Origin of the sequence: Oceanobacillus sp. FSL W7-1293, assembly GCF_037969815.1 — a bacterium.
GTDB lineage: Bacteria > Bacillota > Bacilli > Bacillales > Amphibacillaceae > Oceanobacillus > Oceanobacillus oncorhynchi.
The window spans coordinates 2,946,252-2,972,432 of sequence record NZ_CP150212.1; the positions used below are offsets into that span (position 1 = coordinate 2,946,252).

General features: G+C 39.5%; 25 protein-coding genes and 6 tRNA genes. 4 read left to right on the top strand and 27 right to left on the bottom strand.

The genetic code is table 11. The annotated features are described in order from the left end of the window. Positions 1 to 41: 41 nt before the first annotated feature. A complete protein-coding gene (gene rpmG / locus MKY65_RS14450) occupies positions 42 to 191 on the bottom strand; it encodes a 50S ribosomal protein L33 (protein ID WP_040985278.1) in 150 nt (49 codons plus the stop codon). Between the two features lie 428 nt (positions 192 to 619). Between rpmG and MKY65_RS14455 the strand changes: the two genes are divergently transcribed. Together MKY65_RS14455 and MKY65_RS14460 are read left to right on the top strand one after the other, a co-directional pair. Further along, a complete protein-coding gene (locus tag MKY65_RS14455) occupies positions 620 to 850 on the top strand; it encodes a hypothetical protein (RefSeq protein WP_042534783.1) in 231 nt (76 codons plus the stop codon). Positions 851 to 862: 12 nt separating this feature from the next. Beyond that, positions 863 to 1,477, top strand: a complete 615-nt coding sequence (locus MKY65_RS14460) for a hypothetical protein (RefSeq protein WP_339177957.1) — start codon at positions 863 to 865, stop codon at positions 1,475 to 1,477. A 97-nt stretch (positions 1,478 to 1,574) separates the two neighbouring features. Here the strand turns inward: MKY65_RS14460 and MKY65_RS14465 are convergent, their stop codons facing one another. From MKY65_RS14465 to MKY65_RS14515, 11 genes are all read right to left on the bottom strand, one after another. Then, the gene (locus MKY65_RS14465) at positions 1,575 to 3,644 is read right to left on the bottom strand and encodes a penicillin-binding protein 2 (RefSeq protein WP_339185256.1); all 2,070 of its coding nucleotides are present in this window, start codon (positions 3,642 to 3,644) and stop codon (positions 1,575 to 1,577) included. Positions 3,645 to 3,898: 254 nt separating this feature from the next. Next, entirely contained in the window at positions 3,899 to 5,176 is a 1,278-nt protein-coding gene (locus MKY65_RS14470; protein ID WP_339177959.1) for an MFS transporter, read from the bottom strand. 101 nt (positions 5,177 to 5,277) lie between these two features. Then, the gene (gene sodA / locus MKY65_RS14475; protein WP_042534787.1) at positions 5,278 to 5,889 is read right to left on the bottom strand and encodes a superoxide dismutase SodA; all 612 of its coding nucleotides are present in this window, start codon (positions 5,887 to 5,889) and stop codon (positions 5,278 to 5,280) included. A gap of 270 nt (positions 5,890 to 6,159) precedes the next feature. Continuing rightward, positions 6,160 to 6,232 (bottom strand) — tRNA-Phe (locus tag MKY65_RS14480). A 53-nt stretch (positions 6,233 to 6,285) separates the two neighbouring features. Next, a tRNA-Ser gene (locus MKY65_RS14485) sits at positions 6,286 to 6,378 on the bottom strand. A 12-nt stretch (positions 6,379 to 6,390) separates the two neighbouring features. Continuing rightward, a tRNA-Ile gene (locus tag MKY65_RS14490) sits at positions 6,391 to 6,467 on the bottom strand. A 13-nt stretch (positions 6,468 to 6,480) separates the two neighbouring features. Next, positions 6,481 to 6,556: transfer RNA gene (locus tag MKY65_RS14495), tRNA-His, on the bottom strand. A 30-nt stretch (positions 6,557 to 6,586) separates the two neighbouring features. Next, positions 6,587 to 6,663, bottom strand: a tRNA-Met gene (locus tag MKY65_RS14500). A gap of 1 nt (position 6,664) precedes the next feature. Continuing rightward, positions 6,665 to 6,739: transfer RNA gene (locus tag MKY65_RS14505), tRNA-Asn, on the bottom strand. Between the two features lie 419 nt (positions 6,740 to 7,158). Beyond that, positions 7,159 to 8,787, bottom strand: a complete 1,629-nt coding sequence (locus MKY65_RS14510; protein ID WP_339177962.1) for a Na/Pi cotransporter family protein — start codon at positions 8,785 to 8,787, stop codon at positions 7,159 to 7,161. A 278-nt stretch (positions 8,788 to 9,065) separates the two neighbouring features. Further along, a complete protein-coding gene (locus MKY65_RS14515; RefSeq protein ID WP_339177964.1) occupies positions 9,066 to 9,701 on the bottom strand; it encodes an NfeD family protein in 636 nt (211 codons plus the stop codon). Positions 9,702 to 9,836: 135 nt separating this feature from the next. Between MKY65_RS14515 and MKY65_RS14520 the strand changes: the two genes are divergently transcribed. After that, positions 9,837 to 10,163 carry a hypothetical protein gene (locus tag MKY65_RS14520; RefSeq protein WP_339177966.1) on the top strand — a complete coding sequence of 109 codons (327 nt, stop codon included), beginning with the start codon at positions 9,837 to 9,839 and terminating at the stop codon, positions 10,161 to 10,163. A 97-nt stretch (positions 10,164 to 10,260) separates the two neighbouring features. Here MKY65_RS14520 and MKY65_RS14525 read toward each other — a convergent pair whose 3' ends face one another. Next, entirely contained in the window at positions 10,261 to 10,629 is a 369-nt protein-coding gene (locus MKY65_RS14525) for a DUF4190 domain-containing protein (RefSeq protein ID WP_052485089.1), read from the bottom strand. Between the two features lie 168 nt (positions 10,630 to 10,797). On the opposite strand from MKY65_RS14525, the gene MKY65_RS14530 reads away from it, so the two are divergent. Then, entirely contained in the window at positions 10,798 to 11,085 is a 288-nt protein-coding gene (locus MKY65_RS14530) for a DUF2624 domain-containing protein (protein WP_339177970.1), read from the top strand. 116 nt (positions 11,086 to 11,201) lie between these two features. Here MKY65_RS14530 and MKY65_RS14535 read toward each other — a convergent pair whose 3' ends face one another. From MKY65_RS14535 to MKY65_RS14600, 14 genes are all read right to left on the bottom strand, one after another. Then, complete coding sequence (locus MKY65_RS14535) at positions 11,202 to 12,095, bottom strand: deoxyribonuclease IV (protein ID WP_339177971.1); 894 nt, start codon at positions 12,093 to 12,095, stop codon at positions 11,202 to 11,204. An 11-nt stretch (positions 12,096 to 12,106) separates the two neighbouring features. Then, entirely contained in the window at positions 12,107 to 13,420 is a 1,314-nt protein-coding gene (locus MKY65_RS14540; protein ID WP_339177972.1) for a DEAD/DEAH box helicase, read from the bottom strand. 128 nt (positions 13,421 to 13,548) lie between these two features. Beyond that, positions 13,549 to 14,667 (bottom strand): Nif3-like dinuclear metal center hexameric protein, encoded by a 1,119-nt coding sequence (locus MKY65_RS14545; protein ID WP_339177973.1) that lies wholly within the window; start codon positions 14,665 to 14,667, stop codon positions 13,549 to 13,551. Continuing rightward, on the bottom strand, positions 14,639 to 15,382 hold the full coding sequence (locus MKY65_RS14550) for a class I SAM-dependent methyltransferase (RefSeq protein WP_339177976.1): 744 nt from the start codon (positions 15,380 to 15,382) through the stop codon (positions 14,639 to 14,641). The genes MKY65_RS14545 and MKY65_RS14550 overlap by 29 nt, the downstream gene beginning before the upstream one ends. A 97-nt stretch (positions 15,383 to 15,479) precedes the next feature. Further along, on the bottom strand, positions 15,480 to 15,881 hold the full coding sequence (locus tag MKY65_RS14555) for a cytochrome c (RefSeq protein WP_212929089.1): 402 nt from the start codon (positions 15,879 to 15,881) through the stop codon (positions 15,480 to 15,482). Between the two features lie 81 nt (positions 15,882 to 15,962). After that, a complete protein-coding gene (locus MKY65_RS14560; RefSeq protein WP_339177981.1) occupies positions 15,963 to 16,514 on the bottom strand; it encodes a hypothetical protein in 552 nt (183 codons plus the stop codon). Between the two features lie 173 nt (positions 16,515 to 16,687). Further along, positions 16,688 to 17,803 carry an RNA polymerase sigma factor RpoD gene (rpoD, locus tag MKY65_RS14565; protein WP_042534808.1) on the bottom strand — a complete coding sequence of 372 codons (1,116 nt, stop codon included), beginning with the start codon at positions 17,801 to 17,803 and terminating at the stop codon, positions 16,688 to 16,690. A gap of 27 nt (positions 17,804 to 17,830) precedes the next feature. Further along, positions 17,831 to 19,642 (bottom strand): DNA primase, encoded by a 1,812-nt coding sequence (gene dnaG, locus MKY65_RS14570; protein ID WP_339177984.1) that lies wholly within the window; start codon positions 19,640 to 19,642, stop codon positions 17,831 to 17,833. Between the two features lie 401 nt (positions 19,643 to 20,043). After that, positions 20,044 to 20,853, bottom strand: coding sequence for a pyruvate, water dikinase regulatory protein (locus tag MKY65_RS14575; protein WP_042534812.1), 810 nt, complete (start codon positions 20,851 to 20,853; stop codon positions 20,044 to 20,046). 30 nt (positions 20,854 to 20,883) lie between these two features. Next, positions 20,884 to 21,513: a helix-turn-helix transcriptional regulator gene (locus tag MKY65_RS14580; protein ID WP_339177987.1), complete on the bottom strand. Its 630-nt coding sequence runs from the start codon at positions 21,511 to 21,513 to the stop codon at positions 20,884 to 20,886. A gap of 259 nt (positions 21,514 to 21,772) precedes the next feature. Then, the gene (glyS, locus tag MKY65_RS14585) at positions 21,773 to 23,851 is read right to left on the bottom strand and encodes a glycine--tRNA ligase subunit beta (RefSeq protein ID WP_339177990.1); all 2,079 of its coding nucleotides are present in this window, start codon (positions 23,849 to 23,851) and stop codon (positions 21,773 to 21,775) included. A 1-nt stretch (position 23,852) separates the two neighbouring features. Further along, positions 23,853 to 24,731 (bottom strand): glycine--tRNA ligase subunit alpha, encoded by an 879-nt coding sequence (gene glyQ, locus MKY65_RS14590; protein WP_339177992.1) that lies wholly within the window; start codon positions 24,729 to 24,731, stop codon positions 23,853 to 23,855. Between the two features lie 382 nt (positions 24,732 to 25,113). Next, the gene (recO, locus tag MKY65_RS14595) at positions 25,114 to 25,860 is read right to left on the bottom strand and encodes a DNA repair protein RecO (RefSeq protein WP_339177994.1); all 747 of its coding nucleotides are present in this window, start codon (positions 25,858 to 25,860) and stop codon (positions 25,114 to 25,116) included. 123 nt (positions 25,861 to 25,983) lie between these two features. Then, positions 25,984 to 26,145, bottom strand: coding sequence for a YqzL family protein (locus MKY65_RS14600; protein ID WP_139089150.1), 162 nt, complete (start codon positions 26,143 to 26,145; stop codon positions 25,984 to 25,986). Positions 26,146 to 26,181: the final 36 nt, after the last annotated feature.

Below are 26,181 nucleotides of genomic sequence, written 5' to 3' on the forward strand. Positions count from 1 at the left end.
CTCTTATCCAATAATATCAGATAAGAGTTTTTCATGAATGCTTATTTAGTTTCACGGTGTAGGGTATGTTTTTTAAGACGTGGTGAGTATTTCATAAGCTCAATACGTTCCGGATTATTACGTTTGTTTTTTGTAGAAATATAGTTACGATCTCCTGTTTCCGTGCAAGCTAACGTTATATTTACGCGCATATCTATCCCTCCAAACTTTTCAACTTGCCTTTTTACATAACTGTACAGACTTTAATTATATTATCAAAGTTTCTTCAATTTATCAAGAATGTTTCTTCAAAGAATCCTAAAACTTTTCAAGCGCTGATCTATTAGAGATAAAGCAGACGTTTATCAAGATTTCTCCAGCTTTTAGCATAGTCACTTCTTTTAATTTATGGTATAACTATAAATGATACATAAAGTGCGTGTTCAAAAAGTATCCAATGGTATTCGGCGGGACGAGTAATTGCAGCAATGTGGTCAGCTTATGCAGCCGATGCGACGGGCTAAGGCGGACTCTTTACGCTGCGCTTTTGCGGACGCGGGCGTTCTTCCTTGAAGGTCAATATATCGCCGCGTATCATTTGAAGGCTTTTGAACATCCTCATAAAAGGAGGGAATTAAAAATGTTAGTTGCCATTTTGGCAGTTGTCGTCATTGGAATTGTTCTATTTATCCTATCATTCTTTATTAACGATCGTCTGGAAGAAGTAGAGAGTCAGCTTGAACAATTGTCTATTACAACAATGCAAGATACATATCAGCTGAAAAAGAAAGTATCTGTTTTAGAAGAAGAATTATTGCCTCAAAATATATCTGACGACGCTGTATCGTCTCAACCTAAAAATAATAATTAGAGGAGTATTATCATGAAACAACATGTAAGAGCGTTTGCTGTCGGTCTGTTAACCAGCGGTGCCCTGCTTCTCGCTATTTATCTTTTTGGCGGTCAATCTTCAGGCAATCTGAAGGATACCGAACCGGAAGAATTGATTTCGGTTTTGGAAGATCAAGGTTATGCCGTATTGACCCAAGATGAATATATTGCCTATAGCGTTGGCAGAGAAAATGGGGAAGAAGAAAACTCCGATGCAGATGAAGGAACCGGAAATGAAGAAGCTGATTCCGATTCAAACAACGATTCGGATGAAAATGATAGCACAGATGAAGAAGAAAATAGCAACGATGAAGAAAACAATGAGAATGAAGATAGTAATGATAACGACTCAGCAAGCAATGAAGATGACGAAGCGTCCGAAGATTCTGATGTGATTGAAGTAGAAATCACACTGGAAGACGGCGCACCGCCTTCCACTATCAGCAATGCTTTAGAAGATGCCGGTATTATTGATGACGCGTGGGACTTTAATGATTATCTGGATGATAATGATTTAAGCGGCAGTGTCATACCTGGAACCTATGAAATCGATAGCGAGATGTCGTTCAGCGAAATTGGCGATGTCATCACCACGTATTCCGAATAGAATCATCAAATTTAAAATGAGCTGTTCCATCCAGGAGCTGCTCATTTTTTATATGAATTACAAAAAACTTCCACCCGTTACATGGGCAGAAGTTTTTTTATTCTTCGTTTTCAGTTTCACTGTCTTCAGAAGAACCATCTTCCTCTTCTTCATCATGCTCTTCTTTTATTTCGAAATACGTATCTAAAATACGTTCACCGATTTTTAAATTGATTTGATCCCCTTCACCAATTCCTACATGCGGTACAACAACAGCAAAAGCAACCTCCGGATCATCATAAGGAGCATAGCCGACTAATGTTAAATTATTAAGGGCAAACTCCTGACCGTCTACATACTCAAATGACTGCGCTGTTCCTGTTTTTCCTGCCGGATTATAAGACTTCCTTGCAAAAAAACCGCTTCCTGTTCCCTGTGAACCTTGATAGGAAAGACGGAAACCCTCCTGCACACGGCTGATTTGGTCATTTGACATTTCAATCCGGTTCATTACCGATGTGTTTTTGGAATAATACAATGGCCCCAGCTCATCTAAAGAAGCAATTGGATCACGCGCTTCCTTTAAGAAATGCGGCTGGACACGGTAGCCGTCGTTGGCAATTGTTGATACATATTGTGCAAGCTGCAGGGTTGTGTACGTATCATACTGGCCAATAGCAAAGTCAAGGATATTACCGGGATTATCCGGGGCTTCCCCTCTAACGCCGGTACTTTCATATGGATAATCAATCCCGGTAGAGGCCCCTAAGCCAAACTGGTTAAAATAATTTTGCAGCGTTTGTAAGGTTTCTCCTATGTTAATGCTAAGGCTGGCATTATGCGGCATTGGGTAACGATAGTCTCCTCCTAACCGTAAAGCAACATAGAACATGTAAACATTGGATGATCTTTCTAAAGCACTTAAATCATTAACGGTTCCCATTGCTGAAACAGATTTCTTCACCGGTGTCCCCGCTAACTTCATCGGCGCATCATTGAAAGCATCGCCCGGTGAAATTACCTCTGAATCATAACCGGTAAGAATCGTCGCTCCTTTAATACTGGAACCAGGCTCATGTGCATTCGCCAAAGCCATAAATGCTGCATCGCTGTATTCATTCTGCTCCGAATCATAGTTCAGACCGGAAATAGCAAGCAGCTCCCCCGTTTTTGGATTCATAACCACAGCATACGCATTAGTCGCAAATCGATTTTCATAAGGGCTTTTTGCTTTCATGGACTGAAACTCATCTAATAAAATCTCATCCACTTCCTGCTGAAAATCTAAATCTGTTGTTAACACCAAATCTTTGCCTCGTTCTCCCTCTACTATGGTTTCCGAACCGACAATCGAACCGTTTTGGCGTGTTGTATATTGAATCTGTTCTTTACGTCCGCGCAGAAAATCCTCATACTGCTCTTCCAGTCCGCTCCTGCCGACACGATCGTTCCGGCTGTATCCCTTCGTCAGGTAAGCACTCATGTCCTCTGCCGGAATTCCCTGCTCCTGGCTGGAGATACTGCCTAAAATACTTGTTAAAGTATCACCGTTTGGATAGACACGATTCCAATCCGTTGTAGCATTAATACCAGGCAATTTATCCAGATTTTCAGCTACAGAAGCATATTCCTCTGCGGAAACCTCTTCATTTTTTACAACCTGAGGCGTCAACGCGTATGCTTTATCGAGTTCTTTTTTGATTGCGATTACTTCCAGTTCGTCATTGGAAAAATCTGCAATTTCTTCGTCCGTAATCAACTCCAGCGTTGCATTATAAACCTCAGAATTGTCCATTTCTTCTGTGTCAATTTCCTCTAATCGCTTTTCTATGTCTTCTTGATGTAATAATAAATAATATTCTCTTTTGTCTCTTTCTGTTATTCGATCAATATATTGGTCATCACTCATATCAATATATTGTGTCAATGTTTCCGCTACTTTCAAACGGTCCTCCGCCTGAACACCTTTGGGAGGCGTATACGTAATGGAATACATCGCTTCATTATCTACAATTAATTTCCCGTTTGTATCATAAATCTTCCCCCGGGGAACAGGTATACTTGTCGTATCTAAATTGGTTCTCTCAATTTCGTCCTGATATGCTTCCCCGTTTAGAATTTGAACAACACCTAACTGAAGTATGAGTGCAGAAAATAATAAGAAGATAGCAAAGAAAAGAATATTCATGCGAACGGGGAGCTGAGCCCGTTTTTTCTTTTTCTTCTTGTCTACCACTTTTCTCCTCCTTCACATCTATTTTGAACTTGCATCGCATTAAACTGTATAGCTCGTTTAAAAGTATATACAATGAACCACTTATTTGCATCTTTTTAAACCCTTTAATATTATAAAACGGAAAAACTTTTCATCAGGCCTGCGATGGTGCTTTCTATGATAACCTGTGGAGTTAAAATAAAGAGCACTGTTTTATTTTACCACAATTAACGGCTTTTTTCGTCCGTAAAATCTTCTTTTAATGCGATTTTTTGTTTTTTTGACGGTCCAATAAAAATGTTTCGGATGCAAAAATAGATGATGGCATGCCCGGCTCCGAATATAATCAGTAAAGCAGGGATAATCACATCATGCGGAAATAGAAACATGCCAAATATAAACACGGCAATCGAAGCAATTCTTCCCAGATTTAAATAAATTTCCCGGACTACAATGTATTCCACTCTTCTCTCGCTCACCATCCGCGCTCTGCCGATTACATCATAGGTCAGGGATTGATACGGAACGGTCAGAATTGGGAATGCAATTCCGATAATCACCGCGTATACAATTAACCAGAACAGACTCATTTCAAAAATAATAATAAAAATAGAAGCAAACAGTAAGATTCCGCCAAATAAAATGGCTTTTTTTCTTAATGCAGGTTGAATCCATTTTAAAGCAACGAAATAAAAAATAATGGATAACCCCGAAAGAAATAAATTAAAAATCCCTAAAATTAGCTCACTGTTTGTAACAAGAAAAATCCAGATGGTGATATAGAAACCATAGATACCTTCTCTCAGCCCTTGAAAAAAGTGAGCATGTAAAATACGCTTCCAATTTTTATTTTTCTTTCTTTCATTTATAACAGCAGGTAAAGCAAAGCTTCCTCTGCTTCCCTTTCTTATAATAAAAAAGCTGACAATAATAGCCGCAATAAACAGGCTTAAAGAAATGATAAAAATAGCGGTATAACCAAAATCCCCGGCCATTTTTGAAATCATCCATCCTGCAAGCAGTGGTCCAACCATACCGGCAAAGGAGGTCAGTGTGCCGGAAATGCCGTTAAACCAATCTCTTGTATCCGGTTCGGTAATTTCAAAAGTCAGTACATAATAAGCTAACCAGAAAAAACCATACCCTATTCCCAATAAGCAGCCAAGAATAAAATTATAATATGCAGCCAGCTCTCCGATCCAAAGAACGAACAGAAAAAAGAAACATAAAAAAAGAATTCCGATTCGCAATATAATGATGCGATCGATTTTTTTGGATAATTTTCCAGCATAAATAAAAGATAATGCCTGGAATACATAGCTTGCCAAGTGATAATTAGCAATCACAAAAAAATCCCCGGATTGCTTCCATAGGTACACATTAACAAAAGTATTTGATAAAAAGATTCCTGCTGCATATAAAGCGCCGATAAGCAAGAGTATCCAAAGATCCCGATATTCATCTTTTTGTTGTTTATATCTTCTGTACTGCTGTTGTAATTGCATAGAAAACGACTCCTTCTTCTTTTATTTTTAGCGAAGGAGCCGTATCTATACAAAAAGCTTGCAGAAACATAAAGTTATCTGCAAGCTTTTATAATTATTCTTTATTTTGCTGCTTCGTAATTGTTTGTTACTTGATCCCAGTTAACGACATTCCAAAATGCGGAAATATAGTCCGGGCGTCTGTTCTGATACTTAAGATAATATGCATGCTCCCATACATCTAATCCTAATAGTGGCGTTTTACCATCTGTTAATGGAGAATCCTGGTTTGGAGTGCTTGTGATTTCAAGCTCACCATTATTTAGTACTAACCATGCCCAGCCAGAACCAAAACGTCCTGCTGCCGCAGCTGCAAAATCCTCTTTAAATTTGTCAAAAGAACCGAATTTGCTGTTGATTTTATCAGCCAGCTCGCCAGTTGGTTCTCCGCCGCCGTTTGGTGACAAAGTCTTCCAGAAGAAGCTGTGGTTGGCATGTCCGCCGCCATTGTTGCGTACAGCAGTACGGATGCTTTCAGGAACCTCATTTAAGTCCCTCACAAGCTCATCAACTGATTTGTTTTGCAGATCTTCATGTCCTTCTAATGCATCATTTAATTTGGTAACGTAGGTGTTGTGATGCTTCGTATGGTGGATGTTCATTGTTTCTTTATCAATAGATGGTTCCAATGCATCGTATGCATAAGGTAATTCCGGTAATTCAAATTTTGCCATGTGTAACTCCTCCTTAAAATAAATGATGATTTTATTTCTACAATTTATACGTTATCAAAGGTAAGAATTTCTTGCAAATATTTTGCACTGATATATATCAAACATTCCTTATTAAATAACCGTTTACATATTATTGACTATCTTATTTTGTTTATGGGAAACTTTTTTGCCTTAAAGAAATAATAAAATGTTTATAAAAGGAATCAGAATCCGCTTGCAAAATCAGAAAAAAGCACACAAAAAAACAAGCTTTGCGCTTGTTTTTTTAGATGGCTCGGGACGGAATCGAACCGCCGACACAAGGATTTTCAGTCCTCTGCTCTACCGACTGAGCTACCAAGCCGTACATGGAGCTATGATATAAAAGCTCTGCATCATTCTGTTGTAAAATATGTATGGAGGAGGTAGAGGGATTCGAACCCCCGCGCGGTTTGACCCGCCTCTCGGTTTTCAAGACCGACCCCTTCAGCCAGACTTGGGTATACCTCCGGACAGAATAAATGGTGGACCCTGCAGGACTCGAACCTGCGACCGATCGGTTATGAGCCGATAGCTCTAACCAACTGAGCTAAGGGTCCTCTTACTATTGAATGGGGCGACCGGTGGGGATTGAACCCACGCGTGCCGGAGCCACAATCCGGTGCGTTAACCACTTCGCCACGGCCGCCATGAAATAGCAAATGTATGTATATATTTTTGGTAGCGGCGGAGGGGATCGAACCCCCGACCTCACGGGTATGAACCGTACGCTCTCGCCAGCTGAGCTACACCGCCATGGCTCCACAGGTAGGATTCGAACCTACGACCGATCGGTTAACAGCCGATTGCTCTACCACTGAGCTACTGTGGAATAATGTTTGTTTTAATTAGCAACAAAATATAATTTATCATGTTCTATTAATTATGTCAACAACTTTTTTTGCGGTGTTGCAAAAGTTTTTATCAGAAGTTGACTGCAAGAATTATAATAGCATGTAATATAACATATTTCAACAAAAACTTATAAAAACTTTTTTCATTTCGGGTAATATATAGAAAAAGCTGTATTTCTATCGCATCTGTTACCCCCTCTCTTTGATGTGCATGCTTCAAAATAATCAGATGCTCCAAAAATGCTGTTGATAAATTATACACCTCCGCACTGCATAACAATGAACGGCAATTTTCACGGTAAAAGAGGACTCTTCCCCCTTTTATCCCGAAATAGATGAAATAAGGGCTCTATCTGCTTCATTATAACAGATAGAGCCCTTTTATATCAGATCATCATTAATGGTCTCCTAAGACGTTCTGAGCAATGTTTACAGCATGATCGCCAATTCGTTCTAGATTACTTATAATATCGACAAAAACGATTCCTGCTGACCCATTACAAGTGCCTTCATTCATACGAATAATATGGTTTTTACGGAATTTCCGCTCCATTTTATCGATTTGGTCTTCTTTTTGAATAACTTCTAAAGCCGCTTCCCGGTCATTTGCCTCTAAAGCTTCAACAGCCTGTTTAACTGTCATATACGTTAAATCAAACATTTTGTTTAAATCTTCAATTGCCTGATCTGTCAGCGAAACTTTATTGGACATTTTATAGTCCACCAGTTCAACCACATTCTCAAAATGGTCGCCAATCCGTTCAATATCACGAATTGTACTCATCAAGCCGGTATGCTCTATACTTTCCGGTTCAGTTAAGTTGGTAGAAGCGATATCCACTAAATACTCCGTTATTTTACGATCCAGATTATTCAGCGCTCCTTCAATTTGCAGAGCCATCTCTGAATTTTTTGGATTCTGCGTAGTGACATAACTATGGGTTTCCTCTAAACCTTGATACGCATATTTCCCCATACGGACAACTTCCATCTTAGCCTGTCCCAATGCCAGTGACGAAGACTGTTGAAGGAAAATAGAATCCAAATGCTTCGGCTTATACTCAATTACGACATCATCGCCTGGAACAAGCTTCGTAACCAGCCATGCCAGAGCACCGATAAACGGAAATTGAACAACCGTATTTGCTATATTATAGCTTCCATGTGCAAAAGCGATCGTCATTTCCGGATTGAGACTTAATGTATTTTGTAAATAACTGATAAAGCTCGTAAATGGTATTAATAACAGCATAAAAATAACTGCACCAATTAAATTAAACGTTACATGTGTATATGCCGCACGTTTAGCAGCTACAGATGTTCCAATACTTGCTAAAACTGCAGTAATCGTTGTACCGATATTATCACCAAAAAGAACCGGAATCGCCGCTTTTATATCAATGGCCCCCTGCGCAAACAGCCCTTGCAAAATACCAATGGTTGCGGTAGAGCTTTGTACGATTACTGTAAAGACTGTACCAATTACAACACCAAGGATAGGTGTTTCACTCATGGAAACCGTCAAATCTTGAAATGCCTGTAAAGAACGGAGTGGTGTCATTCCGCTGCTCATTAGTTCAAGCCCAAAGAATAAGGAACCAAACCCAAATAAAGCCTGTCCTATAGCTACAATCTTTTGCTTTTTAAAGAAAAAGATTGTGAATGCACCAAGTGCTAAAATAAGTAATGAATATTCTCCAATATCAATTCCGATAATGAATGCTGTTGCAGTCGTACCAATATTCGCACCCATAATAACACCAATTGCCTGTCTCAATGTCATAAATCCGGCGTTTACAAGTCCAACTGTCAAAACGGTTGTGCCGGAACTGCTTTGAATTAGTATAGTTACGATAATACCGGCAAGCACTCCTAGAAACGGATTGCTTGTAAACCGATCCAGAATATCCCGCAAGCGATCTCCTGCTGATTTTTGGAGTCCATCTCCCATCATTTTTATCCCCATTAGGAATATGCCAATTCCTCCGAGAAATTCAATAATTAAACTTTGAACATCGATATTCACGAAAACTTCATCCCTTCTACCTCTTATGTAAACTTTTGTAGAATTTTGCGCCTCATTCATTATTGATGATTCTAAAGAGAATGTAAACATGTTTGTTGAAAAATTTACATAGATTTAATATTTGTTTACATTCGAATAGAAAGGGAAGCTTAGTATCTGCTTTTTTCATGAAAATATGTATAATATTAGGGTCGATTGCACACAAATACAGGATTCATCTCCATTTTTATGAAATGAATCCTGTTTCAGGGTTATTCTATTTAATTACGAACTATTAATTAATCTTCTTTAAGCTCCTCTATCCGGACACTGGTACCATCCACTGCCACTACTTTAATCGGAGTTCCTTTTTTAATCCAGCGGCCTCCAGATACAGCACTGTAATGCTTTTTATTCACTTCAATCGTACCGGAAGGCCTAAAATCGGTCAGCGCAATGCCTTCTTCTCCTAACAAAGCTTCATACTCTTTACTGAGCGAGCTGTAGCCCTGTTCATTTGTAAGCTGGTCCATTAAAGCGATTTTCGTCCACATCTGTCTCCGTTTAAATACTTTTAAAAACGCCAGAGATGAAAATGCTCCAATGACGATACTTATTACCGCATAAAGACCGTTTGCAAAATCCGGCTGCGGCAATGCAACGGCAACAATCATCAGAACCAGTCCAATCGTAGCCAAGGTTCCATCGTTCAACACTTTTCCATCAATAATAATCAGTAATATTCCCAGGAAGTATATAATAAACATGAGTAAGACTGAATTGGTTTCTGTGTATACCGTAAAATAAACAGTTATAAATCCCAGCCCTAATACACCAAATATACCGCGCATATTGACAAACATTTCACCTAATATAAATAAAGTTCCAAAAAATAAGGCAAGAAATCCAATCCATTGTAATTCAACCACGTCCATACCATTCACACCCTCTCGTTGCCCTGCTTACCGCGCATGTTCGAAAAGAACGATAAGAAGGAATTTTTAAACATCCTCTTCTATATTATATGTACGTATGAGGAAAGAAAATAGTTTCATTAAAGGAGATTTTTTATGGAATTTTTGCGTAGAATTTCCCTGATTACATTTATTATATTAGTTGCAGTCAGTATTTTTCAAGACTTAGCTCATTCAGACGGGACAATCTCCTCTTCAAATAATGAAAACCTGGAACTGCCTCCTTTTGAAGCTGTTCCGGTAAAAGTAAATCCTGGAGATACGGTCCTCAGTATTACGGAAGAAATTCAAACCATAACGGTCAACACTGTCTCTATTGAGATTATTTTAAAGGCTTTTGAATCATTGAACCCGAATACCTCCTCCAATGACATCCATGTACATGAAGTTTACTATTTCCCTCAATTTCAAGAGGAGCATTAGAAAAAGCAAACATCCGCTTTATTTTCAAAGTGAATGCTTGCTTTTTATTATGAAATGCAGCTTTCTGCTAAATAATTATAATGCTCAGAAATACCGCCTAGGAAAAGAAAGGGATAATGAAAAAAGCGGAAATCAAAGAAAGAGCTCCTGCTATAATTCCGATAATACCAAGAATATTTGTCCCTCTGCTTCGTGCTACAAATCCGAATACAATGCTGGCGGCTCCTAAAATAACCGGCCAGGTAAAAAATGAAATAATTGCTAAGATAATACTTCCCCATCCATATATCGTCCCCGGGTTAAAGCTTTTCTCATCTTCAAACTCCAGCAGGTTGGCATCGGTTAGTTCTGTTGAAAATTCTTCCATTCTTTTGCTGTCTAACTGTTCATTTGTATGTTCATGCTGTGGTCTTTGTCCATGATTCGGCATATCCTGTATACGTTTGTCTTTATCATTATCATTCATGAGATAAACTCCTTATACTTTAGAATTATATGATTAGCATACGGAATCCACAGGTTTTCATACAGGTATCATGCGGAATTTTTAGCAAAGAATGGTATAATCTTTTTGTTGTCTGCATATATTTACATGATGGAAGAAAATATGAGGATATTCAAAAGGAGGGATGATATGTCTTTCTTTATCAAAGAAATGATTAAAAATAAACTGCGTAAATTAACCCCAGATGAAATTTTACATTATAGCGCCGAATATGGTTTTGCCATTACACGTACGCAAGCGGATCAGATTGTACATTATCTAAGGACTTCTGCACCTAATCCATTTGACCAGGCAGATCGTGACCGCTTTATGATGGAGCTTGCAAAAATTACGGATCAAAAAACAGCTGTAGCAGCACAGCAGTTAATGGATGAGGTCATTAAATCATATGGGATGGAGCATTTATTTGAAAACTAAAACCGGATGAAATTTAAAAAGATGAGCATTCCCATATACAGGGTACTCATCTTTTTAAATTTATCATGGATAATTGTCCATAAACTCCCGCTGAATAAATTTCATTTTATACGGAACTAACCTTCCATAATGATTTCCTTTAAATTCTCCTGGAAATCACCTTCACGCAGCATAGCTATTTCATACTTGTACGGCGCTTTTTTATTTTTCTTATCTGTGCCTACATAAGGCGTTTCAAGAATCTTAGGAAGCTCGCTAAGCTGCGGATGATGAACAACCTTGTGGAGGGCATCAAAACCAATGTAGCCAAAGCCGATGTTTTCATGACGGTCTTTATGAGCCCCGCGATCATTTTTACTGTCATTGACATGGACTACTTTCAGACGGTCTAAACCGACGATTTTATCAAATGAATTCAATACCCCATCAAAATCATTAACAACATCATAGCCTGCATCATGAATATGACATGTATCCAAACAAACAGAGAGATGTTCATTATGCGTTACACCAGAAATAATTTCAGCCAGCTCTTCAAATGTACGGCCCATTTCGGATCCTTTTCCAGCCATTGTTTCTAAAGCAATTTGAACATCATTTTTTTGTTCAAGCACTTCATTTAATCCTTCGATGATTTTCGGAATACCTTTGTCCGGACCTTCCCCCACATGCGCTCCCGGATGAAGTACGATTTGCTTTGCCCCCAGAGCCTCGGTACGTTCGATTTCACTTCGCAGGAAATTAACCCCCAACTCAAATGTCTCCGGTTTTACCGTGTTGCCGATATTAATAATATACGGCGCATGCACAACAATGTCAGCTATTCCATGAGATGCCATATGTTCTAAACCAGCTTCAATATTTAATTCTTCAATCGGCTTTCTTCTTGTATTCTGCGGTGCGCCTGTATATATCATAAAGGTATTTGCCCCGTAGGAAGCAGCTTCTTCGCTGGATCCTAATAACATTTTCTTACCATTCATTGAAACATGAGAACCGATTTTCACCATATTTATTCCTCCTAACGCTTCTTCCTATTTTGCTCTTTTGTCAGCTGTCTTTTAATTTGCTGTTGCTGCTGCTTTTGTTTTTTCTTATAGCCCGGCTTTACTTTCTTTGCTTTTCTTACGCGCTTCCACGCTTCCCGGTCATTACTTGTGTCTTCGGTTTTCCGGCGTGTTCTTTCATTCCAGGATTTATCCTCGGTCCATTCACCCTGCTTAACCTCTACGAACGAGAACGTGAGCCCCTTTTGTTCCAATCTTTCAATTAAACGGGCGTCCTCTTCGCTGTAAATACTGATTGCCGTGCCTTCTAGTCCGGCTCGTGCTGTTCTGCCGACACGGTGAATATAAAAATGCTCTTCTTTTGGAAGCTGGGCATTAATCACATGGCTGACACCCTTGATATCAATTCCCCTTGAAGCTAAATCTGTTGCGACTACGTATTGATAGCGCAGCTGCTGTATCTCTTTCAATACACGCTTTCTCTCCCGGGGCGTCAGACCGCCATGAATGACACCAACATCCAAGCCATAGCCTCCAAGCGCTTCTGCAAGTTCATTAGCCTGTTGTTTCCCATTTGTAAATACCAGCGCTAAATAAGGATGGATTGTCTTGGAAATATCCCAAATAATCTTCGCTTCATCCCGATGCTTTTTCAGAATAAGCCGATGCTCCATCGTTTCCGGAGAAAAATGCTCTTCCATTTTAATATATTCCGGATTTCTCAAATATTTTTTAAAGAAATGCTGTAAGCGCTGTGGAATGGTTGCCGAGAAGACCATCAGCTGTATATCCTGCTTCGCTCGTACTAATAATTGATCCACTTCTTCAATAAAGCCTAAATCAAGCATCAAGTCCGCCTCGTCAATTACAAACGATTCCGCACTGTAGATGGATAATGCCCCATCCTTTACTAAATCTAAAATTCTCCCTGGTGTCCCCACCACAATCATTGGCGGTGTTTTTAATTTCTCAATTGCCTTTTGTTTATCGGTGCCGCCGACAAGCAGCTTGGCTGTCCATTTTTCTGTCTTATCCGCAATCGTAATGATTTTCCTTACTTCATTGTAAAGCTGTGTTGCCAGTTCTCTTGTTGGCGCGGTAATTACAAACTGCACTTTCTTTTGATTCTCATCCAGCTGTTGAAACATCGGCAATAAAAATGCATGCGATTTGCCGGAACCGGTCCGGGATTGACCAATAACACTTTTCCCACCCAAGATAGCAGGTATCACTTTTTCTTGGATTGCAGTCGGATTTCTAAATTCCAACTCTTGAATAATATCCTGGATATCCGTATCCAGGGATAGTTCTGCAAATGTTTTTCCCATCTGTTTCCCTCCTTTGAAATCTTTTCTATGATAAGTTGAAATAAATATTTAGCCTATGGCATTTGCTACGGAAAAAAATCCGCTGGTTACAGTGCTTATCACTCAAATAAATCATTTAACTATCTATTTCACATAAATACGAACGGGTCTGTATTTACTTCAGATACATAAACCTTTGACTTGAATGCAGGTATTTCCTGTATCAATTTTTCCTTTGTTGCTGCTTTCATTATCTTCTCGATATAATGACCGGCATCAATGACTGTCAGTCCCATCTGCTCTGCATCTTGAGCAGCGTGAAATGTCATATCTCCTGTAATATATACATCCGCTTTTTTTCGCAGCGCATGACTGACATATTTCTCCCCGCTTCCTCCCAGGACAGCAACTTTTTTTACATTCTTTTCTATATTACCAGAAACACGCACGCAAGGCATGTCTAAATTCTTTTTCACCGTTTCAATAAATGCTTTCATTGAAACCGGGGATTCCAGGACACCAAAGCGTCCGATTCCAATCGACTGTCCTTTATTTTCCAATGGATACATATCATAAGCCGGTTCTTCATAAGGATGGGCTGAAATAACAGCATCTATCACCCTGGCAAGATTTTTCTTAGGAACAATGGCTTCCAGCTTCTTCTCATCTACATAGGTCATTTCATTCTGCTCGCCAATATACGGGGCAGCCTCCTCTGACGGAAGAAAGGTCCCTTGTCCGGCGCTTTGAAAGGTGCAATGACTGTAATCGCCAATTTGGCCTGCTCCGCCCTGATGCAAAGCATCCCGTAATTCCTGTACATGCGACTCTGGAACAAAAACAACCACTTTAAGCAGCGACTCTTGTTCTAATATTTCTAAGGGCTCTTTATTTTTCAATTCAAGGGCGTCACTTAATAAATCATTTACACCGCCCTCGGCGATATCCAGGTTGGTGTGCGCAGCAAAGACCGTTATATCGTTTTTTAAAAGCTTTTGTACCACTCTGCCCTTCGGATGGTCAACATTAATCTGTTTTAAAGGCTGAAAGAGTAAAGGGTGATGGGCAATAATCAAATTCGCCCCTTTTTCAATTGCTTCATCAACTACTTCCTCTGTCACATCCAGTGTAATCAGAATTTGAGATGTCGTATCATGAAACCGTCCAGTCTGCAACCCGATATTATCCCAATGATAGGCAAAACGTTTCGGTGCCCAGCTGTTCATGATCCGAAAAAAATCAGCGTGTTTCGTCGTTTGTTCCTTCATGATCAAGTTCCTCCTTCATCCAGTATAATTCTGTTTGGAAATCAGCTATTTTCTCATGATTTATTTGCTTTGCCTGCTGCATTTGCAAAATGATTCGTTCGATATTCATTATTTCCTGTGACCACTTTTTAATAAAAGCAGCATTCTTCTCTTTCATTAAATAGGGACCTAATAAAAGCTGCCTGCCCTTCTTCTGTTCATTATCACTGTATGGTGAAGAGGCTTCTGTATAACGATCCGCAACAAGCACTTCATAGATATGTCCCTGCTCATCCACAATCTCTTCTGCTCTCAGTATAAAATCATTTTGATCAAACCATCGTCTGACTGCTCTTGCGTCTACATTAGGCTGTGCAATAATTCGTTCAGCAGATTTAGCAATAGCAGCATGGTTTTCTAAGATGGAAGTAATCAATCCTCCGCCCATCCCTGCAATGACGATTTGTTTGACCTCGCCTTCATTTATGACAGATAAACCATCTCCTAAACGGGCATCGATCCGTTCCTCTAATTGATGAAATCGAATTGTTTTTTTGGCGCTGTCTAAAGGCCCTTGATTCACTTCTCCGGCAATAGCGCTTGCTGTTTTATCTCTTTGGCAGACATAGGCAGGCAGATAAGCATGATCAGAGCCGATATCTGCGAAATGCGCTCCCTGAGGCAGATATTCAGCAACTATTTTCAAACGATTCGATAGGGTGACATTCTGGTTCATTATTTGTTCTCCTTTTAAAGACAGTTCTTTTCTGTATTTCTCCAATAAGAAAAGCTTTCTGTACGAATCAGAAAGCTTTCATTTCTTTTATTATATATTATTCATGCTCGCTTAACCACTCGCTGAGTGCATCTAATTCTTCACCTGCAAGCTGAGGGAAAGCCGGCATGCCTCCGTCAGTTCCATTTTCAATGATATCAGCAATTTCTTCCTGAGAATAAGTGCTTCCAACTTGTGTTAAATCAGGAGCGGAACCACTTGCTAAATCTTGACCATGACAGCTGGCACAATTGGATTGGAAAACTTCTTCTCCAGCATCAGCACTGGTAGACTCGCCGCCTTCTTCTCCTCCTTCTGCCTCTTCTGTCTGTTCTTCACCATTTTCTTCAGCATCTTGAATAGCCTGTCTTTGATCAATACCAATTACAGAAATAATAATGACAGCTATCAGCCCCAGCCCGGCAATAATTGCATATGGTATAACCGGATTCTTTTTCATTACGCTTCCTCCTTATGTAATCCAAATATTATAAATTAATACTACTATTAGTTTACTCGAAATCTAAAAATTTTTAAAGGATTATCCAAGATATTTAAAAAAAACGACAAAAGTGATGATTCCTACAGTCAAAGCTGCTCCCAAATAACGAATAACAGGAAGCTTTTTCAAATATCCAAAAACAATCCACCCAATGCCATTGGCAGTAATCATAAAATTATTGTAAGCTCCTAATCCAAAAGTTTCCATTATACAGATAGAAAGCTGCAACACATATAACAATTGAATAGATATAAATAAATAACGATATCGCCGTGATGCATTCTTTCCAGTTCTTAACCAGATTAGAATATTTATAAAGAAAACAATACTTAAAATACCTGCCCTGACAGAGCCGGCCAATTGATAATAATAATCTAAAAAGATAGCGCTTACCAATACCATCAACATCATGGTAAAATGAAGCTTTTTCCATGTAGATAGCCAATTTTTGTTTTTATTGGTTATTTCTATTTCTCCGCCTTTAGTATATAATGCTAATAAAAAATCACATTGTTCTTCCGGCAATAAACGATTCTCTTTCCACTTTAAAATTTCCTGGATAATCAATTGATTTTTTTCTTGATTATTCATAGATCCACCCCGGAAGCGTCACCATTTATATGTTAAAAAAAGCAAAATCTTATTTTATGGACTTTTGAATATCCTCTATGAATTCATAGAAAACAATAATTGGAATACGCAAGCCGCTAAACGGGAACTTGCATATTCCAGTATTCAGAATGAACTTATTTCAGTATAACACCTTAATCAAGGAAGTCTTTTAATCGCTTGCTTCGGCTTGGGTGTCTTAATTTACGCAATGCTTTCGCTTCGATTTGGCGGATACGTTCTCTGGTTACCCCAAATACTTTTCCTACTTCTTCAAGCGTTCTCGTTCTTCCATCATCTAATCCAAAGCGCAGACGAAGCACATTTTCTTCTCTGTCTGTCAATGTGTCTAATACATCTTCCAGCTGTTCTTTCAGTAATTCATAAGCTGCGTGATCGGATGGAGAGATTGCTTCCTGATCCTCAATGAAATCACCTAGATGGGAATCGTCTTCTTCTCCAATTGGTGTTTCTAAAGATACAGGTTCTTGAGCGATTTTTAGAATGTCGCGCACCTTATCCGGACTTAATTCCATTTCTTCGCCGATTTCTTCCGGTGTCGGTTCACGTCCCAGGTCCTGCAGCAGAGAGCGCTGCACACGGATTAATTTATTAATGGTTTCCACCATATGAACCGGGATACGAATGGTGCGGGCCTGGTCCGCGATTGCACGGGTAATAGCCTGTCTAATCCACCAGGTTGCGTAGGTACTGAATTTAAACCCTTTGCGGTAGTCAAATTTCTCAACAGCTTTGATCAGACCCATGTTTCCTTCTTGAATCAAATCGAGGAAAAGCATTCCCCGTCCAACATAGCGTTTTGCGATGCTGACAACGAGCCGAAGATTGGCTTCCGCTAATCTTCTCTTTGCTTCGATATCTCCCTCTTCAATTCGGGAAGCGAGTTCAATTTCTTCTGCTGCAGAAAGCAGGTCTACTCTGCCGATTTCTTTTAAATACATACGGACCGGGTCATTGATCTTTATCCCTAAAGGAACACTGAGATCATTCAGGTTGATTTCTTCTTCTTTTGCGATTTTCTGCATCTCGGGGTCATCCTCAGACTCGCCTAATACATCGACACCCTGTTCTTCCAGATACTCATAAAACTCATCCATTTGTTCGGGTTCCATGTCAAAATTAGATAAACCGTCAGCCACTTCTTCATACGCAAGTGTACCGCGTTTCTTACCCATGTCAACCAATTTTTCTTTTGCTTGCTCTAATGTCAGTTCGGGTTCTTTCATATGCGAAGGTTTTTGTTCGGCCATGAGTCCCCCTCCTTCCAAATTGTTGAATTATTTTTCGTTATTTTGCTTCTGCAGCCGGATTAACTCCATAGCCAAGCGGGCAGCCTCCAAAGGATCATTTTCCTGCTCCGCTTTCCTTTGCTGCTCTTTTAAGCTTTTTTTCGCCGGACTTTGATCCGCCTCCCGATGAATCATTCGCAGATAGTCATCGATTTCTTCCTCTGTACTATGCTGGACATCGCTGGACATCGCCAATTCAATGACTTGATTCTTTAAATGTTCATCAGACAGTCTCTCCATAAATAAACTAATATCTGGTGAATTACCTTCTTCATAAAAAGCATATAAATGTGTTGCAACAATTTTATGGTCATTTACATTAAATCCCGCTCCAAGCTCATATTGTACTTTTTCAGCTATATAGGCATCCTGAAGCATATAGGATAAAATTCTTTTTTCAGCATTAACATATGCCGGAAATAACTTTTTCTTATTTGCAGGTACATATGGCTTAGTATAACTCTTATCACGCTGATTATCCTTCGCGGAAGGCAGGCTTTTCTGATACTGAGCCAGCTGGCTCATCAAGGTATCTACAGACAAATCAAATTCCTTATGCAATTCCTGAATATAATATTCCCGTTCCAGCGCACTCTCAATCATAGAAAGTTCTTTTAAAACGCGCTCGATATACTCAATACGCTCACTTTCCAGCTGCAGATTGAAGTGTCTGCGCTGATATCGCATAAAGAAACTCATATAACTGTCACTTGTGCGCAGAACCCTTTCTTTAAAAGCTTCGCCTCCATGCTCCCGGACGTAGCTGTCCGGATCTTCCTCCGCATCCAGATTGGCAATACGGACATCACAGCCGACAGAGCGTAATAGAAGTGCCGACTTATAACGGGCTTCTATCCCTGCACTATCCCCATCAAAACAAATAATAACCGTATCGACATAGCGGTTTAAAAGCTTTGCCTGCGTTTCTGTCAAAGCAGTCCCCATCGTAGCCACTACATTTTTCACGCCAGCCTGATAAACAGAAATAACATCCATATAGCCTTCCATTAAAACAGCTTCATTTTCTTTTCGGATATGGCGCTTCGCCAAATCAAAATTATATAAAAGCTTACTTTTTTGAAAAAGTTCACCTTCTGAGCTATTTAAATATTTCGGACCGCTGTCATCATGCATTGCTCTGCCGCCAAAACCGACAGTGCGCCCCAATGCATTCCGTATAGGGAAAATAATTCTGCCGCGAAAACGGTCGATGACTTCATTATTATCGTTCCCTGCTAAAATACCGCTTTTTAAAAGCAATGGTTTAGAATATCCTTTTTGTGTAAGAAACTTCGCTGTGAAATCGCGCTTATCCGGAGCATATCCGATTTGGAATTCTTCTAACGTCTCCTTCGTAAGCCCGCGGCTTTTTAGATACTCTAATCCATCCTTCCCATCTTTTTGATACTTTATGAGATGATGATATAATTTTGTCAACCATTCATACGCAGAGAGCATCTGCTCTGTTTCCTCTGATAAGGAAGTTTCTTTGGGAATGGATGCTGCCGGCAGCTCTACACCGCTTCGGTCAGCTAAATATTTCAGCGCCTCATAAAATGTGAAATTTTCCATTTCCATTAGAAACGAGAATACATTTCCGCCTTTTCCGCAGCCAAAGCAATGAAAGATCTGTTTATCCTGGGTAACTGAAAATGAGGGTGTATTTTCGCCATGAAAGGGACATAGACCAAAATAGTTTTTACCTTGTTTTTTTAATTGAATGTACTCTCCAATGACATCGACAATATCATTGGTTTTTTTCACTTCCTCAATAATTGGTTCAGGTATTTGATTAGCCATGTTTACCACCAACTATTCTATTTGATTTTAAAGGATGCTAAAACACATTTTAGAGAGATTATGCAAAATCCTCCTTTTTAAACTTAGTTGCTCCATTTTTCATGATTCGACATATTTTTTTCTTATTCTCAAAAAAAATAGCCTTAACATAGATTCTACAAAGGATACATAGATTCCTTCTTTTTCAGAGCAAATTATGATTAAAATTGCATTTTATTTAAATCTGCTCATACGATTTACCATTATAATATATTTTTTAATAGATTTCTATTAATTTGTATATAAATCTATGGAACAAAGAAAAACATTCCGTGAGAGTTGCGTACAGAATGCTTTTCCAACCATTTTTATCCTGAAAATATGCTATTATTAATACCTCTTGCAAAGCTTTTAAATGATTATTATTGTCTGCTTTGCCACATTCTAATAATCTGGTTTGCTGTTTCTTCCACTGCTTTATGAGACACGTCAATGACAGGACAGCCAATTTTTTCAACGACATCATTAAAAAATTCGAGCTCCTGTTCAATTCTGCTTACATTTGCATATGTTGCCTGGTCTCCCAGCCCCAGCGCTTTTAAACGTTCCTTCCGAATGCCATTCAACTTTTCTGAAGAGATACGTAAACCAATACATTTTTTAGGGTCGACCATCATCAGCTCTTCCGGCGGGTCTACCTCTGGAACGATTGGAACATTTGCTACTTTAAAGCGTTTGTGTGCCAAGAATTGAGACAGCGGGGTTTTGGAGGTTCTGGAAACACCTATCAATACGATATCGGCACGGGTAATACCTCGCGTATCTCTCCCGTCATCATATTTAACAGCAAATTCGATTGCTTCAATCTTTTTGAAATAATCTTCGTCCAGTTTATGAACAAGTCCGGCCTCTAAACGGGGCTGATCACTAAAAACGCGCTCCATAGCGTCCATAGTCGGACCCATGATATCAATTGCTTCAATATCCAGTTCGGCTGCACGCTTGTTTAAATGCGCACGCAATTCTGGATTAACCAGTGTAAAACCGATAAGACTTGAATTCAATTTTGCCTGTTGTAAGAATTCATCAATGGTTCCTTTATCTTCCACATAAGGAATACGCTGGATTTTATAATCTCCGCTTTTGAATTGGCTTAAGCCCGCTTTAATTACCAGCTCAGCCGTTTCTCCAACAGAATCAGATAACACATAAATAACTTGCTGCTCCTTCATCTCGATATCCTCCCCTTAGCACCTAAAAATTTATATTGTATCTTCCATCGTTAATTCCACCAACAGTTTCGTCATCGTTGTTTTTGTGATCCGGCCGATCACCTCAAGCCCATTTTCGGTGTCTTTTACTACAGGGACACCATCGATTTGCTTGGATATAAGCTGATGGGCTACATCGACCAGCAGGTCATTTTTTCGGCAGACAGTAATATTAGGCATTCTTGTCATAATGATCGGTACAGGGATGGAGCTCAGGTCCTGCCTGCCCATACTTGAACGCAGTAAATCCTTTCGGGAAAGAACTCCCACCAAGCATGAATTTTCATCGACAACAAAAAGTGTGCCAACATCTTCTAAGAACATCGTTGATATTGCATCGTATACTGATACCTTTTCACTTACAGCTACTGGGACCTGCTGAAATTCATGAACCTTATACCGCTTTATCTTTTCTGTCAGCAATTCTGAACCTGTTTTACCTGTATAAAAGTAGCCAACACGAGGACGTGCGTCTAAAAAACCAGCCATCGTCAGAATAGCCAGGTCCGGTCTCAATGTGGCCCGGGTCAGCGCCAGCTGGTCTGCTATTTGCTCCCCCGTGATGGGACCGTCTGCTTTTACTATTTCTATAATCCGCTGCTGTCTTTTCGATAAGTCCACTTTTTCACCACCTAAACTGCCACATTATTCGCAAATAAATAGGATGCTTGCTATATATTAATTGCATCAAATTTGGCATTATGAAAGATAATGTACCATGCTTTTCATATTTAAAACATGGTACATTCATTATTATTCGACTCCATTCACTAAAAAACCTTTTTTTAAGAGAGAAAACCTTTTTAAACATCCTCTAAAGTGAAGAAAGTGTAAAATTGTTTAGATTAATTGTCGTCATCGCAGAAGTCTTCCTATATTTCTATACATGCTGCTTCCACGCTATTTTTCGTAAATCCGCATATTGCAAAATAAGCATAGAAAGCTCATGAATCATAGATAGACGATTTTTTCTTACTTCTTCATTATCGTCCATAATCATATTATGATCAAAGAATGCATGGATATAATCTGCAAGATCCGCAAGAAGCTGTAATGCCTCTTCACTGTTTTGTGCTTCTAAATGCGCAGCGTAATTTGATTTTACAGCCTCCACAGCATCGTATAATGCTTGTTCTGATTCTGTTTGGAAGAGTGATGTATTTATCTCATGATTATTATCCTCTACCTTATTTTCCAGATTCAGCACACGCACGAGCGCTTCCTGAGAGTTTTTAAAAGCCTCATCTGCTTTTTTCACAGATAAAACATGTGCTTTATCCACTGCAAAATGGAATACGCCCAGCTGATTATCTGTAATTGCATGGATAATGTCTGATTCTACATTCTCTTCACGCAGCAAATATGCAGCGCGGGAAGCAAAAAATGTGCGCAAATCATCATTCGCAGAAGCATTGACTGTTAAACCGGCATCCTCTAATACAGATAGCGTATATTTAATGAATGATTCTACCGTCACATTCCAGTTCTGAGCCTGCAAAATACGTAAAATTCCCGTTGCCTGTCTTCGTAAACCATATGGATCCTGTGAACCGCTCGGGATAAGTCCGACACTGATACAGCCGGCAATGGTATCCATTTTATCTGCAATACTCAGTACGGCGCCGACTGTTGTTGCAGGGAGTTCACCATGAGACTGCTTTGGTAAATAATGTTCACGTATGGCTTGAGAAACTTCTTTTGTTTCTCCAAAATATGCAGCATATTTCTCACCCATTACGCCCTGTAATTCAGTAAATTCATTTACCATATTGGTCATTAAATCGAATTTGCTGATTTCCGCAGCGCGGGCAATCTCTTTTCCTTCTTTTAAAGCAAGTTCTTCAGCTAAATGACTCGCAATTTTTTTAACCCGGTTTACTTTGTCTGTATACGTACCCAGCTTTTCCTGAAATACGACCCTGGTCAGCTTCTCCTGGAAGAAATCGATGGAAAGTTTTTTGTCCTCTTCAAAGAAAAACTCTGCGTCCGCAAGACGCGCACGAAGTACTTTCTCATTTCCTCGGATGACAGTTTCCAGTTCGTAATCATCACCGTTTCTTACTCCTACAAATTTAGGCAGCAGCTCCCCGTCTCGTTCTACCGGGAAATAACGCTGATGCTCAGCCATAGACGTAATAAGTACTTCTTTGGGCAGAGCCAGGAAAGAATCTGCGAAACTGCCTGCGAAAGCAGTCGGGTATTCCACAAGGTTTTTCACTTCATTTAAAAGCTCTGTATCAACTGGAATTTGAAATCCATTTTTTGTTTGCAGTACATTCAGCTGCTCTACAATTTTCTCTTTACGTTTTTCAGCATTCGCAATGACATAATTCTCATTTAACAGCTGTTCGTATTGCTTGGGGTCCTCTATGGTCAGCTTATCGCTGCTGAGAAAACGATGTCCGTAGGTAAAATTGCTTGTTTTTACATGCGCAATTTCAAAAGGAATCACTTCATTTCCATAAAGTGCTGCTAGCCAGCGAATCGGTCTGGCGTAGCGCAATGTTTCATTTGCCCAGCGCATATTTTTTCCAAATGTAATGGACTCAATAATATCCTTAAATTCCGGCAGTAGCGATTGCACTGCTTTTCCTTCGATGAATTTTTTCACATAAATATAGGAAGTTCCCTTGACCTCTTTGACATAAATGTCATCGGTTGTTTTTCCCTGACCTCTGGTAAAGCCTTCTGCGGCCTTTGTCCAATTTCCCTCATCATCTTTGGCAATCTTTAAAGCAGGTCCTTTTGCTTCTTCTTCTATGGATACCTGACTTTCTGCCACTTCTTCTATAAGGACAGCTAATCTTCGCGGCGTTGAGAAGGAGACAGCAGACGAATAGGAAATGCGCTGTTCATCCAGCCATTTGATTGTTTTATCCAATACTTGCGCTTCTGCATCATCTATAAATCGAGCCGGCAGCTCCTCTAATCCAATTTCAATCAATACATCCTGTGCCACTCTAGTTTGCCTCCTTTTTCAACATCGGAAAACCTAATTTTTCACGCTCTTGTACATAAATTTTTGAAATACTGCGGGCGAGATTACGAATTCGGCCGATATAGCCTGTTCTTTCTGTTACAGAAATAACCCCTTTTGCATCCAGCAGGTTGAAGGTATGCGAACATTTTAAAACATAGTCATATGCCGGGAAGACAAGCCCTTTCTCCATGGCTGCTTTGGCCTCCTGTTCATATTTCGTAAATAAATCAAATAACATATCCGTATTGGATGCTTCAAACGTATAGACAGAATGCTCATATTCCGGCTGATAGAAAATATCACGGAGAGTCACTCCATTATTCCACTCTAAATCAAATACATTTTCTTTATCTTGGATATAAGAAGCCAACCGCTCAATCCCGTACGTTAATTCGACCGTTACCGGATTTGCTTCCAAACCGCCGATTTGCTGGAAATAAGTAAACTGTGTGATTTCCATTCCATCCAGCCATACTTCCCAGCCCAGACCGGCTGCGCCAAGCGTCGGGTTTTCCCAGTTATCCTCTACGAAGCGGATATCATGCTTAAGCGGATCAATCCCTAATTTTTTCAAGGACTCTAAATACAGTTCCTGAATATTTTCAGGAGAAGGCTTCATGATTACTTGAAATTGATGATGCTGATACAGACGATTCGGGTTTTTCCCGTATCTGCCATCCGCCGGACGTCTGGAAGGCTCTACATAGGCGACATTCCACGGTTCTGGTCCCAAGCTTCGCAGCAATGTCATTGGAGACATCGTTCCTGCACCTTTTTCGGTGTCATATGCCTGCATTAAAATACAATTTTGATCTGACCAATGATTTTGCAATGTTAAAATCATTTCTTGAATATTCATTTACTCCACTCCTTTAATGGATAGAAATTTACTCTAAGTATTTCATCTGGTGATGGTAAGAAACCCATTATAGCCACGTTATCAGCTGACAACCTAAAAAACCGTCCCTATGTCTGTCGTTCAAACAGACATAGGGACGGCTTAAACCGCGGTTCCACCCTACTTGCTCTCAATAACAAGAGCCTCTTTTTCATACTGCTCCGAAGTTCCTTCCAAAAGCCTCTATACACCCGGCTCGCACCAATCCCGGACTCGCTTTTTACAGAACATGCTTCCGTACTTTTCTTCATCATTGCAGTTATCATGTAGTTAATATCTTGTATAAGGTTAAATTGCGTTAATTTATGTACAAATCATACTCCATTACCCCTCAACTTGTCAATTAATTCTTAAACAAATCAAGCTGATCGAGAAACTTGCGGGATTTAATATAATATCCGCCATAGCGTTCATAATAAGCTTTTAAAATAGCCTGAAACATTTTCACATTGTCCGGTTTCATTTGAATTGTTCCGATACGCTCTAATCCTGCTTCAGAAAAGAGATAGAGGAGCTTTGTCAGTTTCGGCGCTAGTTCGATTGCTTCAGGATCCATATGACGGCATTTCGGACATAGAAAGCCGCCCTCCACCACAGAAAACACAAAAGGCTGCTGCGTCGACCCGCAATTTATACACTGATTTAGTACAGGGGCGAATCCAGCTTTTTTATAAAGTTTTAATTCATACATCATTATCGGGATTTCAGCCTGATCATTTTCTTCAATCCACGCGATAGTTTGTTGAAATTGACCGAATAAGTACGGATCTATATTTTTATTCTCCAGCAGCTTATCCGTCAGCTCTGCAATATAGGAGCAATAAGCCGTCTTCACGAAATCCTCGCGTATTTTACGATGGGAGTTTAATAATTCTCCCTGCTGAATGGTACTCAAGCCGCTGCCGACATAAACAAAAAAACGGGCAAAAACGAATGGCTGAGTAACAGCAGCCATTCGACTTTTTGGTTTTTTTGCCCCTTTGGCCAGAGCTTGGAATTTTCCAAACTTCCCGCTGTAGATAGTCACTAATTTATGTGTTTCACCATAATCTTTTGTTTTTAATACCATACCATCTATCTGTTCCAGCACGCAACATCACCCGGCCTCATTTTTTATCACAGTTTCATTAAGATTCCTTTAAGGAGATGAATAATCCCCAGCTGAATGAAGTTTCAATTTATCGCAGGATTTATCATGCTTCAAGCGATATGGCTACAAAGATGGCAAATCTATACCGTCACCCATAGAAGATTGGGTATTTTCATTTTGTCTTTTTTCCTGACTTAATTGTCCTTGCTGCTCTAGTTCTTTTAATAATAAATAGGTTTCAATGTTTCCTGTTTGATAAAACAAATTCCATGTTGCATCTAACACAAGAAACCCCACCTTTCTAATTATTTTTTTGCTGTA

What these genes read in the sequence shown, in the direction of transcription:
- rpoD (WP_042534808.1), bottom strand. Translation starts at nt 17,803, where the DNA reads ATGGCCGAACAAAAACCTTCGCATATGAAAGAACCCGAACTGACATTA.
- dnaG (WP_339177984.1), bottom strand. Translation starts at nt 19,642, where the DNA reads ATGGCTAATCAAATACCTGAACCAATTATTGAGGAAGTGAAAAAAACC.
- MKY65_RS14465 (WP_339185256.1), bottom strand. Translation starts at nt 3,644, where the DNA reads ATGAATATTCTTTTCTTTGCTATCTTCTTATTATTTTCTGCACTCATA.
- MKY65_RS14560 (WP_339177981.1), bottom strand. Translation starts at nt 16,514, where the DNA reads ATGAATAATCAAGAAAAAAATCAATTGATTATCCAGGAAATTTTAAAG.
- MKY65_RS14575 (WP_042534812.1), bottom strand. Translation starts at nt 20,853, where the DNA reads ATGAAGGAGCAGCAAGTTATTTATGTGTTATCTGATTCTGTTGGAGAA.
- MKY65_RS14535 (WP_339177971.1), bottom strand. Translation starts at nt 12,095, where the DNA reads ATGGTGAAAATCGGTTCTCATGTTTCAATGAATGGTAAGAAAATGTTA.
- MKY65_RS14530 (WP_339177970.1), top strand. Translation starts at nt 10,798, where the DNA reads ATGTCTTTCTTTATCAAAGAAATGATTAAAAATAAACTGCGTAAATTA.
- MKY65_RS14525 (WP_052485089.1), bottom strand. Translation starts at nt 10,629, where the DNA reads ATGAATGATAATGATAAAGACAAACGTATACAGGATATGCCGAATCAT.
- MKY65_RS14540 (WP_339177972.1), bottom strand. Translation starts at nt 13,420, where the DNA reads ATGGGAAAAACATTTGCAGAACTATCCCTGGATACGGATATCCAGGAT.
- MKY65_RS14455 (WP_042534783.1), top strand. Translation starts at nt 620, where the DNA reads ATGTTAGTTGCCATTTTGGCAGTTGTCGTCATTGGAATTGTTCTATTT.
- MKY65_RS14460 (WP_339177957.1), top strand. Translation starts at nt 863, where the DNA reads ATGAAACAACATGTAAGAGCGTTTGCTGTCGGTCTGTTAACCAGCGGT.
- MKY65_RS14550 (WP_339177976.1), bottom strand. Translation starts at nt 15,382, where the DNA reads ATGAACCAGAATGTCACCCTATCGAATCGTTTGAAAATAGTTGCTGAA.
- sodA (WP_042534787.1), bottom strand. Translation starts at nt 5,889, where the DNA reads ATGGCAAAATTTGAATTACCGGAATTACCTTATGCATACGATGCATTG.
- MKY65_RS14555 (WP_212929089.1), bottom strand. Translation starts at nt 15,881, where the DNA reads ATGAAAAAGAATCCGGTTATACCATATGCAATTATTGCCGGGCTGGGG.
- rpmG (WP_040985278.1), bottom strand. Translation starts at nt 191, where the DNA reads ATGCGCGTAAATATAACGTTAGCTTGCACGGAAACAGGAGATCGTAAC.
- MKY65_RS14545 (WP_339177973.1), bottom strand. Translation starts at nt 14,667, where the DNA reads ATGAAGGAACAAACGACGAAACACGCTGATTTTTTTCGGATCATGAAC.
- MKY65_RS14515 (WP_339177964.1), bottom strand. Translation starts at nt 9,701, where the DNA reads ATGGACGTGGTTGAATTACAATGGATTGGATTTCTTGCCTTATTTTTT.
- MKY65_RS14520 (WP_339177966.1), top strand. Translation starts at nt 9,837, where the DNA reads ATGGAATTTTTGCGTAGAATTTCCCTGATTACATTTATTATATTAGTT.
- MKY65_RS14470 (WP_339177959.1), bottom strand. Translation starts at nt 5,176, where the DNA reads ATGCAATTACAACAGCAGTACAGAAGATATAAACAACAAAAAGATGAA.
- glyQ (WP_339177992.1), bottom strand. Translation starts at nt 24,731, where the DNA reads ATGAATATTCAAGAAATGATTTTAACATTGCAAAATCATTGGTCAGAT.